We start from the raw sequence: 18,485 nt of genomic DNA, 5'->3' as shown, positions 1-18,485 counted from the left end.
TCTTTTTAGCGCTCGTGTTTAGCTGACTCTTTCACAATTTCCACAAGTAAATCTGCTAGTTTTTCTAATTCTTCTACAGGAATCTTTTCATTTGTTGTATGAATATCTTCATAGCCTACTGACAAGTTCACAGTAGGGATACCAAAGCCTGCAATAATATTGGCATCTGATCCGCCACCAGATATACCTAGTTGTGGCGTGCGGTCAATGTTGCGGGCTGCTGCCATTGCTACTTGAACCACTTTGTCTGACTCTGTAACACGGAAACCAGGATACATTAGTTTCACTTCTATCTCTGCACGTGCCCCCATTGCAGCGGCAACTTGTTCAAACGTATCTTGCATATGTTTCGTTTGAGCGTCAAGTTTTGTCTTATCAATAGAACGTGCTTCTGCTAAAATCGTTACTTCATCGCACACTATATTCGTTGCTTGACCGCCTTCAAAGCGACCAATATTAGCTGTTGTTTCTTCGTCCAAACGCCCAAGCTTCATTTGTGCAATACATTTTGACGCAACTGTAATCGCTGACACACCTTTTTCAGGAGCAACGCCTGCATGCGCTGTTTTGCCGATGATTTTAGCAAAAATTTTCGCTTGGAATGGCGCTGCTGTCACGATTCCACCTACTTTGCCATCACTATCTACCGCAAAGCCGTATTTTGCACGAATAATTGAAGGGTCCAATTCTTTCGCCCCCACAAGTCCGCTTTCTTCTCCTGCTGTAATGATGAACTCGATATCACCATGTTCAATTTGCTGTTCTTTTAAGCGTTTTACCATTTCAAACATCGCTGCTAGACCCGCTTTATCGTCTGCGCCTAAAATCGTTGTGCCATCAGAAACGATGTAACCATCTTCACGTAGAGACGGTTTAATGCCCTTTCCTGGTACAACTGTATCCATATGAGAAGTAAAATAGATTGGCTCAATGTCTAATGAACCTTTTAATGTCGCAATAATATTGCCAGCTCCATGACCATTTCGAGTATGTGCATCATCTTGCACTACTGTAAAACCAAGTGCTGTTAATTTGTCGATTAATACCGGCGCAATTAATTGTTCATGTTTTGTTTCTGAATCGATTTGTACGAGCTCAAAAAACTCTTCTACTAAACGACTTGTCATGTTGTAAGACTCCCTTGATTTACGTGTTTTCCACGTCATAATATAAGTATTAGTTTAGCACAATGACTGAAGAGTTGGAATAATACGCTAGTAGTAACTTCTTTATTTTGTCTTTTAATTCCGTAGCAATCCATGAATCGTTGGTAACCCTTTAGCAAGCGCCCTAGCGTTCACAGCAAAAAAAGTGTTAGATTGCTCACAAGCAATCTAACACTTTTTCTCTTTTGACTCGGTTTCGCTGTTAAATTTGTAAAATCGCCTTTTTTTCCTTCTGTAATTCTTCTAAATGAGCTACTGCTTTATGATGTTTTTCCTGTAAACGTCTAATTGTATTATGTACGTCATCTTGTACACGGGATACTTGCTCTCTTGCTGTTGATATTTTTGAATGGACTGACCAAGCAGAAAAAATATCATCAAAGAAATAATCCGCAAATTTTACAAATCCATCTGCCTCAACATGCAAAGACTGGGTAGACAAATCTTGGACATCAAGCAATTCATTATGAAAACGTTGCAAGGCAATTTGGGCATTATGAAGATAGCTTTCGGTTTTATCAAGCGCATCATGTTTTAAATGTGTGGCAATAATGCCACCTCCAAAAAACGTATCCCATGTGGAAAATCCGCTCGCTGAATGCAGTGATGCTGCTGCCTGACCTAATTTAGTTAGCGCAATATCCCCCGCTTCCTCTGCTTCAGTTATCTCAAAAATTAACTGCTTCGTCATCACTTCTTCATTCGCAAGCTGTTCCAATTTGTGCGCATATTCAGGCTCGTGTAGTTGAAGATAGCTTTGCTTTTTTTCTTGTAGACGACTTAGCGCTTGTTGCAATGGTTTTTCATTCGATTGGGTGAGCATGTGATTCACTTGCTCCAGGTCGATTGTTAAATCATATAGCATTTTTTTGGCTTCATTGCTTTTCAATTCCAAAATTGCTGCTTTATCGACTTTCTCCGCTCTTAGCTCATCTTGTTGCCCTGTCCAAGTTCGAATCATATTCATAAATGAAAAGCCTTCGAGCTTATCAAGTTTGATTCGAATTTGATTGAGTTCTATAGAATGTTTGGAAATTTCCTGCCTTGCATGCTCGATTTGTCCTTCAATTAAAAGCTTTTTTTCACTTAATCTATTAACATTTCTTAGCTGGGCATGAAGTTTTTCCTGCTCAGACTGTAATTGTTGCCACTCCATTCATCTCAACTCCCTTACCTATTTGTACGGGTGAGTCGCCATAATGTTTCAATTATCTGTCATTTTTTCAATATATTTTTTAGTCGTTCCATCTAAAAAACCCAGCAGCCAACTGGCTACTGGGTTTGTCCAACTTATAGTGGAATGTTTCCGTGTTTTTTCTCTGGACGTGTTTCGTGCTTGTTTGACAACATATCTAGAGCTTGAATAAGTTTGATACGCGTATCACGAGGATCAATAACATCGTCTACCATACCACGAGATGCCGCAACATAAGGATTTGCGAATTTCTCTTTGTACTCTTCAATTTTTGCTGCACGAGTTGCTTCTGGATCTTCAGACTTCGCAATTTCACGAGCAAAGATAATATTTGCTGCACCTGCTGCACCCATTACTGCGATTTCAGCGTTTGGCCAAGAGAATACTAAGTCAGCACCGATTGATTTAGAGTTAAGTGCAACGTACGCACCACCATATGCTTTACGTAGAATAACTGTAATTTTTGGTACAGTTGCTTCAGAGTATGCATAAAGGATTTTCGCACCATGACGGATAATACCACCGTGCTCTTGTTTTACGCCTGGGAAGAAACCAGAAACGTCTTCAAATGTGATAATTGGCACATTATAAGCATCACAAGTACGAATGAAACGAGCTGCCTTATCTGAAGAATCGATATCAAGACCACCAGCTAATACTTTTGGTTGGTTACATACAAGACCTACAGATTCACCAGCAATACGTGCAAAACCAACTACGACATTTTTCGCAAATTCTGAGTGAACTTCCATGAATGAACCTTCGTCCACTACTTGTTCTACAACTTTACGCACATCGTATGGGCGCGTTGTTTCGATTGGCACAGTATCCACGATTTCTGGACGGTAATCGTCACCTTCTGGTCGTGGTTGACGTGGTGCTTTTTCTTTATTATTTTGTGGTAAATAGCTTAATAATTGTTTAATTTGATTGATTGCCGCTTCTTCAGATGGTGCACGGAAGTGAGCGTTACCACTTACTGCATTGTTTACTTTTGAACCACCTAGGTCTTCAGCAGAGATTTTTTCACCTGTTACTGTTTCAATTACTTTTGGTCCAGTAATAAACATTTGAGATGTTTTATCAACCATTAAGATAAAGTCTGTGATAGCTGGAGAATAAACAGCTCCACCTGCACAAGGTCCCATAATAACAGAGATTTGTGGAATTACTCCAGAGTAAATCGCATTACGGTAGAAGATATGTCCGTAACCATCAAGAGAAAGAACACCCTCTTGAATACGCGCGCCACCTGAATCGTTAATACCGATAAACGGTGTGCCGTTTTTAGCTGCTAGATCCATTACTGTCGCCATTTTTTTAGCGTGCATTTCACCAAGCGCTCCACCAAAAACAGTGAAATCTTGAGAGAATAAGTAAACTGGACGTCCGTTAATTTTACCAAAGCCTGTTACTACACCATCGCCAGGGCCTTCCATTTTGTCCATACCGAAGTCTACTGTACGGTGTGTAATGAATGGGTTAATCTCGAAAAACGTACCTTCGTCTAGTAATAATTCAATACGCTCACGAGCTGTTAATTTACCTTTATCATGTTGCTTTTCGATGCGTTCATAGCCACCGCCAAGCTCAATTACCGTCTTACGATCATATAAGTCATTAATTTTGTCGAACATATCCATACTAATCACTTTTCCCCTTTTCCACTTTTATCGCATAATTCATATAACACACCGAAAGATGATTTAGGATGCATGAAAGCAACCTCTGCGCCACCTGCACCTGGTCCTGGCTCTTCCGACAAAAGACGCACGCCTTTTTCACGAAGTTCTGCCATACGTTCACGAATTCCTGTTACACCGAATGCAACATGGTGAATGCCTTCGCCACGTTTTTCGATGAATCCGTGAATAGCGCTTTTGTCGCTCATCGGTTCAAGTAACTCAATTTTCACATTGCCAGCGTCAATAAAAGCAACACGAACCTGTTGAGATTCAACCTCTTCCACTTTCAGCAACTTTAAACCTAAAGTTTCTGTATAATATGTAATGCGTTCATCTAGATCGCGCACTGCAATCCCAATATGGTCTACTCTCTCCATGGTGACATCTCCTTCTGTTATGGTACATAACCTATTTTACAGATTTTTTTGTCAAAACTCTACTACTTGAGAAATTTTTCAGATTTGCTAAACTATTTATAAGAAAAGAAGGAGCGAACGAGCATATGAGTAATAAAAAATTTCAAAAAGTCGTTGTTTATGCCATGATTGCCATCATGGTCATCTCATCTCTTGCATTCGGTTTATCAATGCTAGTTTAAGAAAATGCAAAGCGTCCACGCTACTGTGGGCGCTTTCTTTCTACCTTTAAACCCTTAAATGATTGCTTTATTTCTAAATACCGATCCATTTCTTCAATGAATTGATAAAGCGCTGCTTGCGCAATAAACTCTTGATGGTTTGTAGGTAAAGGTAGTTTCGCAAAATCTCTCTTCGCTAACTCTAATTTTTCTCTATAACGACCTGCCGTATTTCCTGAATGGACATGCTCCCCAAGGTCTTGGACAAAGTCTGCCACAATTTCCGCCTCTTGTACTATAACAGGTAATGCCGTTATTTTCGGGAGAACTCGTTCAATAATTTCAAGCTGTTGCTCACGCATATCGAAATAGACATAATAGTCATTTTGTCTACGAGTAAAATGATTTTCTACATCTTTAAAGGCTAATGATTTTGCATCATTCAACGTTTTGACTGCTTGAATCAGTTCTTGTCCATCCCATAACGTATCACCTTGTCTTAAATAGCTGGCAATTTCTAAAAAAATCTTACTGTAAAGTTCCTCTATTTTAACTCTATAGTAATTTAATTCCTTTTGAATGTCTGGCATATACATATTAATGGCGATTCCCGTACCATAACCAATAGCCATCAAGGCTAACTCATTCGTTACCAAATCATACGAAAAGCCCTTAGCTGCGTAAATATGCATAATAATCACCGCACTTGATACAAAGCCATCTGCTACCTTTAACGAAACAATCGTCGGTATAAACAATACAAGCATTCCTGCCAATGTTAACGGGTGATAAGAAAATAGCTCAAAGCTCAAAAATGCATACAGCATACCAATAATGCTTGCGACAAAGCGAGTATAAGCAGCATGAAGGGATTTTTTCTTTGTTGGCTGCACACATAGAATCGTTAGAATACCGGCTGAAGCATATGAAGCCAATTCAAAATACTGCGCAATCGCAATGGCGATTGCTGCTCCGACTGCTGTTTTTAATGTACGATAGCCGATTGAAAATTTCTTCAAGTCGACTGCCTCCCATCCTGCAGCATTCATAACGAATAGTTATTCATTAGAAGCTCATCTTATCTATTTAAACTTTTATTGTGTTGCACATATATTTAGCCAATATTACAAAAATTCCAAAAGGATTTGACTAAAGTGCACTAGTCACTTTAGTCAAATCAATAAAAGCTAAACTTATGTTGAGCGCACCATGTAGGTGTTAATAAACTTTATAGCTCTTCACAATATTCTTCAAAATTTGCTTGTAAGTTTGTCACTACTGACATTGGATCATGGCCTTCGATTTCATAGCGACCCACTTCTGCTACGACTTGTCCATCTTTTAAAAGAACAAATGATGGAGAAGATGGTAAGTGGTCTTCACCGAAGTGATAACGAGCAGCTGCTGTCGCTTCTTTATCTTGACCTGCAAAGACAGTAACTAAATGATCTGGTCTTTTATCGTAATGCACACATTGCGCTGCTGCTGGACGAGCAATGCCCCCTGCACAGCCACATACTGAATTGACCATAACTAATGTTGTACCTGGACGAGCAAACGCCTCTTCAACAGCTTCAGGCGTGCGTAATTGCTCGTATCCTGCAGCCTCAATTTCTGCACGTGCTGTTTTTAAAATTTCTTGCATAAATAAATCGTAATCCATATTCATAAAGCGATAGCTCCTTTCAATTTCGCGCTGTCTTCATTTGCTTTGCATAACTTTAGGTTGAAAGCGCTCATACATCTCCTATCATAGCAGTAAGTGATGCTTTTGTGCACCTACATGCTCATATAAAAGCGTACATTATTTCTGTGATTGCTCATCGCTAAATAAACGATCTACACCTTGCGTTACTGTTAGTTGCCCATTGAGGATTTGGCGCTCTAGTAACTGCACTTGTTCCTTGCGATTTGGGTCTCCATAAAATGCATCAATTAAATGATCTGTAATCATAGATTGGAACCAATCTCTCGTTTGATTTTGACGTCGGATAGACCAATAGTTATTTGCTTCTACCGTCTGCCTAAATTCACCGATTGTATCCCACACTTTATCCAGTCCCTTTTTCTCCCACGAACTAACTGGCATGGCAGTAGACATCCAACCTGGTGTTGCAGGTTGAAGGAAATGCAATATTTGCTTGTATTCGGAAACGGTTTTTTTCGCTAGTCGAACATTGTCACCATCCGCTTTATGCACAACAATTGCATCCGCCAATTCCATGATGCCCTTTTTCATACCTTGAAGCTCATCTCCTGCACCTGTTAACACGAGCAACAGGAAGAAATCGACCATACCGCGGACGTATGTTTCACTCTGTCCAACACCAACTGTCTCAATTAAAATGACATCGTAGCCCGCTGCTTCACATACAAGCATCGTTTCGCGCGTCTTCTTATGGACACCCCCTAGGGTACCAGCAGACGGTGATGGACGAACGAATGCATTCGGCTTTTTCACCAGTTCTTCCATGCGCGTTTTATCGCCTAAAATACTGCCCCCTGATAATGAAGAACTCGGGTCTATTGCAAGGACCGCTACTTTTTTACCCATCTCACATAACATCGTTCCGAAAGCTTCAATGAAAGAGCTTTTACCAGCCCCTGGTACTCCCGTAATCCCTATACGAACACTGTTGCCTGTATGCGGTAAAAGTTCCTGTAATAACTCCTGAGCCTGTGCTTTATGGGTACTATTCGAACTTTCAATGAGCGTAATGGCTTTTGACAACTGTACACGTGAGCCTGCACGTACATCTTGTGCAAGCTTCTGTATATTAAGGTTGTCCGCCTTTTTCTTTCGGAATTTTTTCGGTACACCATACTGCATACCGTCGTGAGATGCTTCCACGCCACCCATGACAAATAGAGCACTTTCCTGCATCCCTTTGTTTTTGTCCATTATTTAGACACTTCCTCGTAACCTAAACGTTTATAGATTTCCTCAATAATTTTAATGGCAGATACAGGTATCACTGTACCAGGACCAAAGATCGCCACAGCACCTGCTTCATAAAGGAATTCATAATCTTGTGCTGGAATAACGCCGCCAACGATAATGATAATATCTTCACGCCCAAGTTTTTTCAGTTCAGAAACCAGGGCAGGTACTAAAGTTTTGTGACCTGCTGCTAATGACGATACGCCGATACAATGTACGTCATTTTCAACAGCCATTTGCGCAGTTTCTTCAGGTGTCATGAATAGTGGTGAAATATCTACGTCAAACCCTAAGTCAGCATAGCCAGTTGCAATGACTTTTGCACCTCGGTCATGTCCGTCTTGTCCCATTTTCGCAACTAAAATACGTGGGCGACGACCTTCATTTTCAAGGAACTCATCTGTCATATTTTTCACTTCAGTAATTTGTTCTTCATCAGAGAAGTTAGCAGAATAAACGCCTGAAATGGAACGGATGATGGCTTTATGACGACCAGATACAACTTCGATTGCATCAGAAATTTCTCCCAGTGATGCACGAGCACGCGCTGCATCTACCGCTACTGCAAGTAGGTTTTCCTCACCATCTTGTGCAGCTTTCGTTAAGCGTGCAAGATGTTTTTGTACTTCTGCCTCATCACGAGCTGCTTTCATAGCATCTAAACGCTCAATTTGCTTTTGACGTACTAGTGTATTGTCGATATCAAGAATGTCGATTGGCTCTTCTTTGTCCAGACGATATTTGTTCACACCAACGATTGTTTCTGATTTCGAGTCAATTTTCGCCTGACGTTTCGCCGCAGCTTCTTCAACCTTCATCTTTGGAAGACCTGTTTCAATCGCTTTTGCCATACCACCAAGCTCTTCAATTTCTTCGATTAACGCCCAAGCAGATTCAGTGATTTCATCTGTTAGTTTTTCAACATAATATGAACCACCCCATGGATCAATCACTTTTGTCATGGCTGTTTCTTCTTGTAAGAATAACTGCGTATTACGTGCAATACGTGCAGAGAAATCTGTTGGTAAAGCAATTGCTTCGTCAAGTGCGTTCGTATGAAGAGATTGCGTATGCCCCATTGATGAAGCATTGGCTTCGATTAATGTACGCGTCACGTTATTGAATGGATCTTGCTCTGTTAAAGACCATCCAGAAGTTTGTGAGTGTGTACGTAATGCTAATGTCTTTGGATTTTTTGGATTGAACGTAGACATCATTTGCGCCCAAATACGGCGTGCAGCACGCATTTTTGCCACTTCCATGTAATAGTTCATACCAATTGCCCAGAAGAATGATAAACGTGGTGCAAAGGCATCGATATCAATACCCGCTTTTAACCCTGTACGAACATACTCAAGTCCGTCGGCTAGCGTGTAGGCAAGTTCAATATCGTTTGTTGCACCTGCTTCTTGAATATGGTAGCCCGAAATAGAAATAGAGTTAAATTTCGGCATGAATTTCGCAGTATATTCAAAGATGTCCGCAATAATTTTCATCGACATTGCAGGTGGATAAATATATGTGTTACGCACCATGTATTCTTTTAAAATATCATTTTGAATTGTTCCAGCTAGCTGGTCTGGTGTTACCCCTTGCTCTTCAGCAGCAACGATGTAGAAGGCAAGTACTGGCAGTACAGCACCATTCATCGTCATAGATACAGACATTTGGTCTAACGGAATTTGATCAAATAAAATTTTCATATCTTCGACAGAGTCAATGGCAACCCCAGCTTTACCAACATCACCTGTAACGCGTGGGTGGTCTGAATCATAACCACGGTGCGTTGCTAAGTCAAAGGCAACTGAAAGCCCTTTTTGACCCATTGCAAGGTTACGTTTATAAAAGGCATTTGATTCTTCAGCAGTAGAGAAACCTGCATACTGACGAACTGTCCAAGGACGCGCAACATACATAGTAGGGTATGGTCCACGTGTATTCGGTGCTATACCAGCTACATCATGTAAATGTTTCACATCTTTAATGTCATCTTTTGTATAAATATCTTTAATTTCAATACCTTCATTTGTCATGAATTTTTCATCTGACGCCGCAGGAGCTTCAGTTGATAATACGTTTTCGATTTCAATTGCACTAAAATTAGGCTTGCTCATCGTTGGACCTCCTTCATGCTAGCGAACACTGAATTTAATTTTTCAATGATGTTCTGTCCTGCGAAAATAAAGCCGTTTAAGCCATTTGCTAACCAAGCTTCTTCTTCGTCTTTAAATTTACCTGCAACGTCTACAATTACGTTTGCTGGTTTTTTAGCTAAAATCGCTGGTACTAATTCTTTTGTAGTATCGTCATTGCCTGCAATAACAACATATTTTGCTTCTGTTGTATTTAGCCAAGCGAGCGCTTCCTCAACTGTTGCTACTGGTTCGCTTTTTTCTGGTACTAGACCAACAGTGTTTAAAAAACCAGATACAAAGTCTGCACGAGGTTTTGAACTTTTTAGTGAACCTAATGCTAGAATGCCTGTTTTCACATTGGCAGCAGTCATTTGTGCTCGCAGTTGCTCAAACGGAATCGAAATACGCTTCACATCTGCAAATAATGGGTTCGTTTCACTTTCAAGTACATCTGCTGGATTAGCATAAATATTCGTACCGATAACCGATTGTTTGCGTGTTTGTGCCGCTTTAATTCGCGCTTGGTAAGATACTTCTAATGCTTCTGCTAATTTACCGGATGCCGCATACGCGTCCATTCCACCAGCAGCTTCAATTTCTAAGAATAATGCCCAAGCTTCTTTTACGAAGTCCGCTGTTAATGATTCAATGAAGTATGAACCACCGGCAGGATCTGTTATTTTTAAAACATTTGTTTCTTCTTTTAACACTAAAGATACATTTCGAGCAATACGAACGGATTGTTCTGTAGGCTTCGTTAATGCATCATGTGGGTGAACTGTAAATACATCCGCACCGCCAATTAATCCAGAAAGCGCTTCATTTGCTGCACGTAGTAAATTTACGTAAACATCCAATTTCGAGAAGCTTCGTAGAGAAGTTTCCGCAAGTGTTGGAATTTTCACATTCTCTTCCACACCATAAGCAGATGAGAACGCTTTCCAAAGTACTTTAAATGCACGTAACTTCGCAATTTCTGTGAAGAATTGTGTATCAATCGCAAATGAAACATAAAATTTTTGTGCAAAAGCTTCAAAGTTTTCTTCTTGCTCTGCATATTTTGCTGCAATAGCAAGTGCATAAGCTAATTCTTGTACGGCATTAGCGCCTTCATTATGGTAAGTTACTGTGTTTGCACTAATCGTTCGTACATTTGGCAATCCTTCAAGCTTGATAGGGTTTTTAGCTACAATATACCCATTCACAGTTTCACGCTGTTCATTTGTGATGTTGTCAAATACCGCTAACAATGGATCATTCTCGTCTTTTACCGTTATTTTAAACGAATATTCAGAGAAATAAGGAGCTAGTTGTGCCAATATTTCTTCAGACCATTCAAAGTTTACACGGCTATCAATTGTCACAATCTCATTACCACGAGCTAAACTATCATCAAGTTGAGCAAAAAATGCTTCACTTGTTTCTGCATAAACTTGCTGTGCCACACGAAATACTTGACTATTTTGCAGGGAACGGATTGTGGCAACTTGTTTGTCTAGTTCATCTCCAAGTTTTGCTACTAAACTTTCTTGTGTGTAAAGTGGTTCTAAAGTAACACCCTCACTTGTTTTCGTTAAAAGAGACTCGAATGGTTTCCCTTTTAAAGCTTTGATTGCTGCATCTTGCCATTCTGAATAGGACGGCTTTTCAAATTCAATATTTTTCATGTTGTTTGACATGCGGACGCTTAATCAGCTTCCCCCCTTAGTAGTTTCTATTTGTTATTCTACATGACAAATTGCGACTCGAAAAGCAAAAAAAAATCGGAAACCGTTATACAACAGGTTTCCGACAAGTCATCAGTAGACTGACGTCGAAGATTTATTTGTATTTTCGAGTATTTCTTTTACTCTATTTAGGAATTTACCACAAACTAATCCATCTAATACACGATGATCTAAAGATAAACATAAATTTACGATATCGCGTGCTGCAAACATTCCACCAGGTAAAACAACTGGTTTTTTTACAATACTTTCCACTTGTAAGATGGCAGCTTGCGGATAATTAATAATGCCCATCGACTGCACAGAACCGAAAGCACCCGTATTATTAACTGTAAAAGTACCGCCCTGCATATTGTCCATTGTCAGTTTTCCTGTGCGTACTTTTTGGGCAAGCTCGTGAATTTCTTTAGCAATCCCTTTAATGGACTTTTCATCAGCGTGTTTTATAACAGGGACAAAAAGTGCATCGTCTGTTGCTACCGCAATGGAAATATTTATGTCATGTTTTTGGATAATTTTATCACCCGCCCACATAGAGTTCATCATTGGGAACTCTTTTAAAGCTTGTGCAACGGCCTTTACAAAGAACGTAAAGTAGGTAATATTAAAACCTTCCTTTTGCTTAAAGTCCATCTTTATACTATCCCGATAAGCCACTAAATCCGTTACATCAACTTCCATCATCATCCAAGCATGTGGGACTTCTTGAGCACTACGTACCATATTATTCGCAATGGCACGGCGTACATTCGTTACCGGAATTTCAATGTCGCCTGTTTGCAACACTGGCGAGGATGCGATTGGTTTTGTTGGTGTTTCGACAGCGGCAACAGGTTGGCTACTAGCCGTTGTTGCAACTGCAACTGGCTCAGAAGGTGTTACATCCTGTGGCGTTGGTATATTTCCTGCGTCAATGAGTTGTTGTAGATCTTTTCGTGTAATACGGCCACCCTCTCCTGTACCAACAACTTGCTCAAGTGGAATATCATGTTCTTGCGCCAGTCTAAGTACAGCAGGCGAATAGCGGTTTTTTTGCTGTCTCACTGAATTTGCTGATGCAATAGGTGCAGTAACTTCCTTCGGAGACTCTTGTTTTTTCTGAATCCCTGCATTTAATATTGCAGCACTTACTGTTGACTTTTTCACAGGTGGAGACGCTGGCACTTCACCGTCACCTGCGATTTCAATGGAACAAACCACTGCTCCAACTGGTAACGTTTGCCCTTCTTCTGCAAGTAGTTCTGTAATGACCCCTTCAAAAGAAGATGGGATTTCTGCATTTACTTTATCCGTCACAACTTCTGCTAATGGATCATATTTTTTTACTGTATCACCTGGTTGTACGAGCCATTTTTCGATTGTACCTTCTGTTACGCTTTCACCGAGCTGTGGCATCGTAATGCTTTGAATCGCCATTATCTTTTCCTCCCATCAATTACGCCCCCATCTAGTCAACCCAAATTTTGAATTGTCCATGTACAGCATGCCATTGCAAAATTCGAGGCAACTAGTTGAGAAGCTTCAACTTTTTTTCGCAAGCCTTTAAGCCTACTCAAAAGAGACTACCAATTAGATATGCATCTCCTTTTCTTACATGAGATAGGAGATTTTTAGAATGCAGCTAAATCTCTCAATGCCCGCTCTACTTTTTCAGGATTTATCATGAAAAACTTTTCCATTGTAGGCGCATATGGCATTGCAGGTACATCTGGTCCAGCTAAACGTTGAATAGGCGCATCAAGGTCAAATAAGCAATGTTCTGCGATAATGGCCGCAACCTCACTTATAATACTGCCTTCCTTGTTATCTTCTGTTACAAGCAATACTTTTCCTGTTTTACTTGCCGCTTCAATAATGGCTTCTTTATCTAACGGATACACTGTACGTAAATCTAAAATATGGACAGAGATGCCATCTGCCGCTAAACGCTCGGCTGCCTGTAAAGCGAAATGAACGGCTAGACCATACGTAATGACCGTAACGTCTTCCCCTTCTCGCTTCACATCTGCCTTGCCGATTGGTAATGTATAATCGTCTAATGGGACTTCCCCTTTGATTAGGCGATACGCACGCTTATGTTCAAAGAATAATACCGGATCTTCATCACGAATTGCTGCCTTTAACAAGCCTTTCGCATCATACGGAGTGGAAGGAATAACAATTTTCAAACCGGGTGTTCCAGCAAAAAGTGCTTCTACCGATTGTGAATGGTAAAGCGCTCCGTGAATCCCACCACCAAAAGGAGCACGGACTACAATTGGACAAGTCCAGTCATTATTGGAGCGATAACGGATTTTCGCAGCTTCCGATACAATTTGGTTCACAGCAGGCATAATAAAGTCTGCAAACTGCATTTCAGCAATTGGACGCATGCCGTACATTGCCGCGCCAATACCAACTCCTGCAATCGCACTTTCCGCAAGCGGTGTATCTAACACACGATACTCCCCAAACTGCTCATAAAGACCAGTCGTTGCTTTGAAAACGCCACCTTTACGACCAACGTCCTCTCCTAAAATGAAAACTCGTTCATCTCGTTCCATTTCTTCCTTCATCGCTAATGTAATCGCATCAATATAAGACATTACTGCCATTACACGTCACCTCCGTCCACTGGTGCATATACGTACTTCAAGGCATCCTCTGGTATAGCGTAAGGAGCTGCCTCTGCATAGTCCGTCGCTTCATTTACTTCGGCCATCACACGCTCCTCTATTTCAGTACGAAGAGATTCCGTCATAATGCCAGCATCTTGTAAATACTTCTCAAACAATACAATCGGATCCTTCGCTTTGCCTTCCGCGATATCTTCAGCTGTACGGTATTGACGATCATCATCATCCGAAGAGTGTGCAGTTAAACGGAATGTCACCGTTTCTATTAAACTTGGCCCTTCACCGCTACGAGCGCGTTCTGCCGCCTCTTTGACAACCTTATAAACTTGTAGTGGACATTTGCCGTCTACTGTTACGCCTGGCATGCCATAGCCAATACCACGATCGGATACTTTTGCACAACCTAACTGACGTTCCACTGGTACTGAAATCGCATATTGATTGTTTTCTACCATTATAATTACGGGTAGTTTATGCACACCAGCAAAATTCGCCCCTTCATGGAAATCACCTTGGTTGGAAGAACCTTCTCCTAACGTAACAAAGGCGATGAAATCCTCCTTTTGCAAGCGCCCCGCAAGCGCCACCCCAACAGCATGCGGTACTTGTGTTGTTACGGGTGAAGAACCAGTCAAAATGCGGTTTTTCTTTTGCCCAAAATGCCCAGGCATTTGGCGGCCGCCAGAGTTTGGATCTTCAGCCTTTGCAAATGCTGATAACATCAGCTCTTTTGGCGTCATACCAAAATGTAAAACTACGCCCATATCTCGATAATACGGTGCAATATAATCTTTATTTTTATCTAGCGCAAATGCTGCTCCAACTTGTGCAGCCTCCTGTCCCTGACAAGAAATTACAAATGGAATTTTACCTGAACGGTTTAATAACCACATGCGCTCATCTAATCTTCTTGCCATTAACATCGTTTCGAACATAGCAAGGACTTCTTCATTCGTTAACCCTAAATCTTCATGTTTCAGTTGAACGTCTTGCATATGAACACCCCTTTCGCATTAGAAAACGTGCTAAAGTGCCTGTATTTTGCGCACAAGCTCCTTTAGTATCACAATTTACGTCGGTCTTTTTATTTGTTACAATTCGGCGAAATGTCTATAAACGCATTAAAAATGAATAGCTCGCTTATCGACAGCTAAAGCTGACTCCACTAATACTTCATTTAATGATGGATGTGGATGGATTGCTTGACTAATTTCCCAAGGAGTTGCATCTAATAATTTCGCTAATGAAGCTTCTCCTATTAAATCCGTCACATGCGGCCCTACCATATGAATACCCAAAATATCGTCCGTTTTTTCATCGGCTATTATTTTAACAAAACCATCTGATTCTCCATTAACAAGCGCCTTACCTATTGCTTTAAACGGAAATTTACCAATTTTTAATACATGCCCTTTTTCGCGAGCAGCACTTTCCGTTAAACCGATACTAGCCACTTCTGGGAAGGAATAGACACATTTCGGTACTTGCAAAACATCTAACGGCGCTACTTTTCCTGTCGCAATATGTTCAATAGCGGACAAGCCTTCATGTGAGGCAACGTGCGCCAATTGTAAACCACCAATCACATCTCCAATAGCATACATATGTGATTCCTTTGTTTGATAAGAATCGCGTACTTGAATAAAGCCGTTGTCGATTTCAATATCGGTATTTTCTAAACCAATGCCATGTATATTTGCTTCACGTCCAACACAAAGTAATAATTTCTCTGCTTCAAATCGCTCCTCATTATCCTGAAGCTTCGCCGAAATGTAAACGTTATCATTTTCTATTTTAAAGCTATCTGTATTTAACCGAGCATTCGTCACAATGCGCACACCACGATTTTCAAGCTGTTTTGTCACTTCTTTTACAATATCTGCATCCTCAGCTGGTAAAATCGTAGAACCGTATTCAATTACAGTTACAGCTACTCCAAAATCACAAAGCATAGATGCCCACTCGATGCCGATTACACCACCACCAACAATCAATAATGAAGTCGGTAATTCTTCCATTTGCAATGCATGGTCAGAATTCATGACATACTTCCCATCAACCGTTAATCCTGCCATTCCTCGTGGCTTCGATCCTGTTGCAATGACAACATTGGTAGGAACAAGCATTTCATTTTCCTCACCATTGCGCATCTCTACTGATATAGTACCTGGCATTGGTGAGAAAATAGATGGACCTAAAATTCGACCTGTTCCTTCATAGACATCAATTTTGCCTTTTTTCATCAGTGTATTCACACCTTGGCTTAATTGCTCTACTATTGCTTGTTTGCGCGCTTGCACCTTATTGAATTGCAAGGTAACACCTGTAATGTCTACGCCAAATTCACTCGCGGTTTTATTGGCCATACGATATACTTCAGCACTTCGAAGTAATGCTTTACTCGGAATACAGCCTTTATGTAGACAAGTACCACCAAGTCGTTCACGTTCCACAATAGCTGTTTTTAAGCCTAATTGTGCCGCACGAATTGCTGCAACGTAGCCACCTGTCCCTCCCCCTAAAATAACAACATCATAATTTTGAGCCATATGTTATTCCTCCTTATGAGAAAAGTGCTAAAGCCTCTCTCTCCTAACTGGCGTCATAGTGCAATCCATCGAGGAAAAGCGCTGTATCGCCACAGGCAACAATCTCTATCTTAAAGACATTGCAATGAAAGGTGTACGTCATTTATTGTAATGACGAATCTATTAGCCTAGACATTTATTTACTACTATTTAAACAGAAGAAGTCGACAATGCGACTTCTCTTTAGCGAATAGACGTTGTTAACGGCCGTTCAAAATATTTTTTTCATTTTTTAAGAACTGGCTACGCGATTTCGCTACGCGAGCAATACGTTCTTCTGCCAAACGATTTGCCGCAACATATGTTGGAATACTATCACGTTTGGAAATTTCAAAGATCTTTTCAATACTATCGTAAATACCATCTACACGTTTCATCGCGCGTTCACGATTATAGCCGTATAATTCGTCTGCGACATTGATTACACCACCTGCATTAATAACATAGTCAGGTGCATAAACAATGCCTAGCTCGTGTAAATAATCTCCATGTCGTGAATCTTGTAGTTGGTTATTAGCAGAACCAGCGATAACTTTTGCTTTTAATTGCGGAATCGTTTCATCATTTAAAATTGCGCCAAGTGCACACGGTGAGAAAATATCAACTTCTTGTGAATAGATTTCATCAGGTGCAACTGCTGTAGCGCCAAAATCATTGACAACACGATCAATAGCCGCTTGGTTAATATCTGTTACTACAAGTTTTGCACCTTCATTATGTAAATATTCGCAAAGCTTGTAAGCAACGTTTCCTAGCCCTTGTACCGATATAGTACGACCTTCTAGCATATCCGTACCAAATGCTTCTTTCGCCGCTGCTTTCATGCCACGATAAACGCCATAAGCAGTTACTGGTGAAGGATTACCCGATGAACCAAACGCTGGCGAAATACCTGTAACGTAATTTGTTTCCTCGTGGATTAAATCCATATCTGTTACGGTTGTACCAACATCCTCAGCTGTAATATAGCGACCGTTTAGTCCTTGAATGAAACGACCTAAAGCACGGAACATTTCTTCGTTTTTATCTTTAAATGGGTCCCCAATAATGACCGTTTTTCCACCGCCAAGGTTTAAACCAGCAGCTGCATTTTTATATGTCATCCCGCGTGCTAATCTTAATGCATCCTCAATCGCATTTTCTTCTGTCGCGTAGGTCCACATACGAGCACCACCTAATGCTGGCCCAAGTGTTGTGTCATGGATAGCGATAATCGCTTTTAACCCAGATGCTTTGTCTTGGCAAAATACCAATTGTTCATAATCATACTTTTCCATATACTTGAAGATTTCCATGAAAACTCGCCCCTTTGCTTTGGAAAGTGCAACCCCTAATGCCCATCCCAATCAAATTTTAAAAAAATGATAAAACTGTTTTGCAATGGATAATATCGCTCCATTTAATTTTACAATACTGACAAATTCACAATTTCGCAACTATTATTACACTTTTCCTACTAAGTAAGAATTTTCTAAAAATTCAGTTACGAATTACTAGTTTTTGAGCTTCTTCCTGCGCTTTTACCAGACTCCTTAGATTCATAGGCTTTCTTGACATTCCATTATCCACAGGTACAATTAAAGTTAGGTATGAGGAGGGACATGTATGGCTCGTTTTGCTGCGTTTATTGTCATGCTAATTCCAGGTCTAATGGCCGCAGGTGGCATTAAATTTATGCGTGATACATTATTCGGTAAGCTCATCTCACCTTTCCCATTTTTATGGCTGCAATTTGTTGTTGGCATCATTTTCTTTGTTGTCGGCTTTGGCTTTTTCGCAGGCTTTTTACTACACCGCGATCGAAAAAAAGGAAAAGTGGCTCCGCGCTTCCAAAAAAAATAAAAATAGCTATCCAA

At 40.5% G+C, this 18,485-nt stretch carries 16 protein-coding genes; 2 read left to right on the top strand and 14 right to left on the bottom strand.

Annotation, left to right across the window (positions count from 1 at the left end):
- Positions 1-5 precede the first annotated feature (5 nt).
- The 4 genes from C9J37_RS03885 to mce all read right to left on the bottom strand — a co-directional run bounded on the left by C9J37_RS03885 (position 6) and on the right by mce (position 4,423).
- Positions 6-1,127: a M20/M25/M40 family metallo-hydrolase gene (locus C9J37_RS03885; protein WP_107894331.1), complete on the bottom strand. Its 1,122-nt coding sequence runs from the start codon at positions 1,125-1,127 to the stop codon at positions 6-8.
- 241 nt (positions 1,128-1,368) lie between these two features.
- Positions 1,369-2,322 carry a hypothetical protein gene (locus C9J37_RS03880; RefSeq protein ID WP_107894330.1) on the bottom strand — a complete coding sequence of 318 codons (954 nt, stop codon included), beginning with the start codon at positions 2,320-2,322 and terminating at the stop codon, positions 1,369-1,371.
- A 134-nt stretch (positions 2,323-2,456) separates the two neighbouring features.
- Positions 2,457-4,004 (bottom strand): acyl-CoA carboxylase subunit beta, encoded by a 1,548-nt coding sequence (locus tag C9J37_RS03875; RefSeq protein WP_025219913.1) that lies wholly within the window; start codon positions 4,002-4,004, stop codon positions 2,457-2,459.
- A 5-nt stretch (positions 4,005-4,009) separates the two neighbouring features.
- Positions 4,010-4,423 carry a methylmalonyl-CoA epimerase gene (gene mce, locus C9J37_RS03870; RefSeq protein WP_024361149.1) on the bottom strand — a complete coding sequence of 138 codons (414 nt, stop codon included), beginning with the start codon at positions 4,421-4,423 and terminating at the stop codon, positions 4,010-4,012.
- Positions 4,424-4,548: 125 nt separating this feature from the next.
- Between mce and prli42 the strand changes: the two genes are divergently transcribed.
- Positions 4,549-4,644 carry a stressosome-associated protein Prli42 gene (gene prli42, locus C9J37_RS27970; RefSeq protein ID WP_152490651.1) on the top strand — a complete coding sequence of 32 codons (96 nt, stop codon included), beginning with the start codon at positions 4,549-4,551 and terminating at the stop codon, positions 4,642-4,644.
- Positions 4,645-4,664: 20 nt separating this feature from the next.
- Here prli42 and C9J37_RS03865 read toward each other — a convergent pair whose 3' ends face one another.
- From C9J37_RS03865 to C9J37_RS03820, 10 genes are all read right to left on the bottom strand, one after another.
- Positions 4,665-5,672, bottom strand: a complete 1,008-nt coding sequence (locus C9J37_RS03865) for an aromatic acid exporter family protein (protein ID WP_029747083.1) — start codon at positions 5,670-5,672, stop codon at positions 4,665-4,667.
- Between the two features lie 179 nt (positions 5,673-5,851).
- Entirely contained in the window at positions 5,852-6,292 is a 441-nt protein-coding gene (locus C9J37_RS03860; RefSeq protein WP_024361151.1) for a BrxA/BrxB family bacilliredoxin, read from the bottom strand.
- A 135-nt stretch (positions 6,293-6,427) separates the two neighbouring features.
- The gene (meaB, locus tag C9J37_RS03855) at positions 6,428-7,525 is read right to left on the bottom strand and encodes a methylmalonyl Co-A mutase-associated GTPase MeaB (protein ID WP_107894329.1); all 1,098 of its coding nucleotides are present in this window, start codon (positions 7,523-7,525) and stop codon (positions 6,428-6,430) included.
- On the bottom strand, positions 7,525-9,678 hold the full coding sequence (scpA, locus tag C9J37_RS03850; RefSeq protein ID WP_107894328.1) for a methylmalonyl-CoA mutase: 2,154 nt from the start codon (positions 9,676-9,678) through the stop codon (positions 7,525-7,527). Before scpA ends, meaB begins: the two co-directional genes overlap by 1 nt.
- The gene (locus C9J37_RS03845; RefSeq protein WP_025219914.1) at positions 9,675-11,378 is read right to left on the bottom strand and encodes a methylmalonyl-CoA mutase family protein; all 1,704 of its coding nucleotides are present in this window, start codon (positions 11,376-11,378) and stop codon (positions 9,675-9,677) included. The genes scpA and C9J37_RS03845 overlap by 4 nt, the downstream gene beginning before the upstream one ends.
- Positions 11,379-11,498: 120 nt before the next feature.
- Positions 11,499-12,842 (bottom strand): dihydrolipoamide acetyltransferase family protein, encoded by a 1,344-nt coding sequence (locus C9J37_RS03840; RefSeq protein WP_107894327.1) that lies wholly within the window; start codon positions 12,840-12,842, stop codon positions 11,499-11,501.
- Positions 12,843-13,036: 194 nt separating this feature from the next.
- On the bottom strand, positions 13,037-14,020 hold the full coding sequence (locus C9J37_RS03835) for an alpha-ketoacid dehydrogenase subunit beta (RefSeq protein ID WP_024361156.1): 984 nt from the start codon (positions 14,018-14,020) through the stop codon (positions 13,037-13,039).
- Positions 14,020-15,036: a thiamine pyrophosphate-dependent dehydrogenase E1 component subunit alpha gene (locus C9J37_RS03830; RefSeq protein WP_107894326.1), complete on the bottom strand. Its 1,017-nt coding sequence runs from the start codon at positions 15,034-15,036 to the stop codon at positions 14,020-14,022. The genes C9J37_RS03835 and C9J37_RS03830 overlap by 1 nt, the downstream gene beginning before the upstream one ends.
- A 126-nt stretch (positions 15,037-15,162) precedes the next feature.
- A complete protein-coding gene (lpdA, locus tag C9J37_RS03825) occupies positions 15,163-16,590 on the bottom strand; it encodes a dihydrolipoyl dehydrogenase (protein WP_107894325.1) in 1,428 nt (475 codons plus the stop codon).
- Between the two features lie 239 nt (positions 16,591-16,829).
- On the bottom strand, positions 16,830-17,924 hold the full coding sequence (locus C9J37_RS03820; RefSeq protein WP_107894324.1) for a Leu/Phe/Val dehydrogenase: 1,095 nt from the start codon (positions 17,922-17,924) through the stop codon (positions 16,830-16,832).
- A gap of 310 nt (positions 17,925-18,234) precedes the next feature.
- Here C9J37_RS03820 and C9J37_RS03815 point away from each other — a divergent pair, with 310 nt between their 5' ends.
- On the top strand, positions 18,235-18,471 hold the full coding sequence (locus tag C9J37_RS03815) for a DUF2627 family protein (RefSeq protein WP_010859733.1): 237 nt from the start codon (positions 18,235-18,237) through the stop codon (positions 18,469-18,471).
- Positions 18,472-18,485: the final 14 nt, after the last annotated feature.

The sequence above is a fragment of the Lysinibacillus mangiferihumi genome (assembly GCF_003049665.1).
GTDB classification, from domain to species: Bacteria; Bacillota; Bacilli; order Bacillales_A; family Planococcaceae; genus Lysinibacillus; species Lysinibacillus mangiferihumi.
Note: the sequence above shows the minus strand (reverse complement) of the source record. Positions and strands in the feature narration are given on the sequence as shown.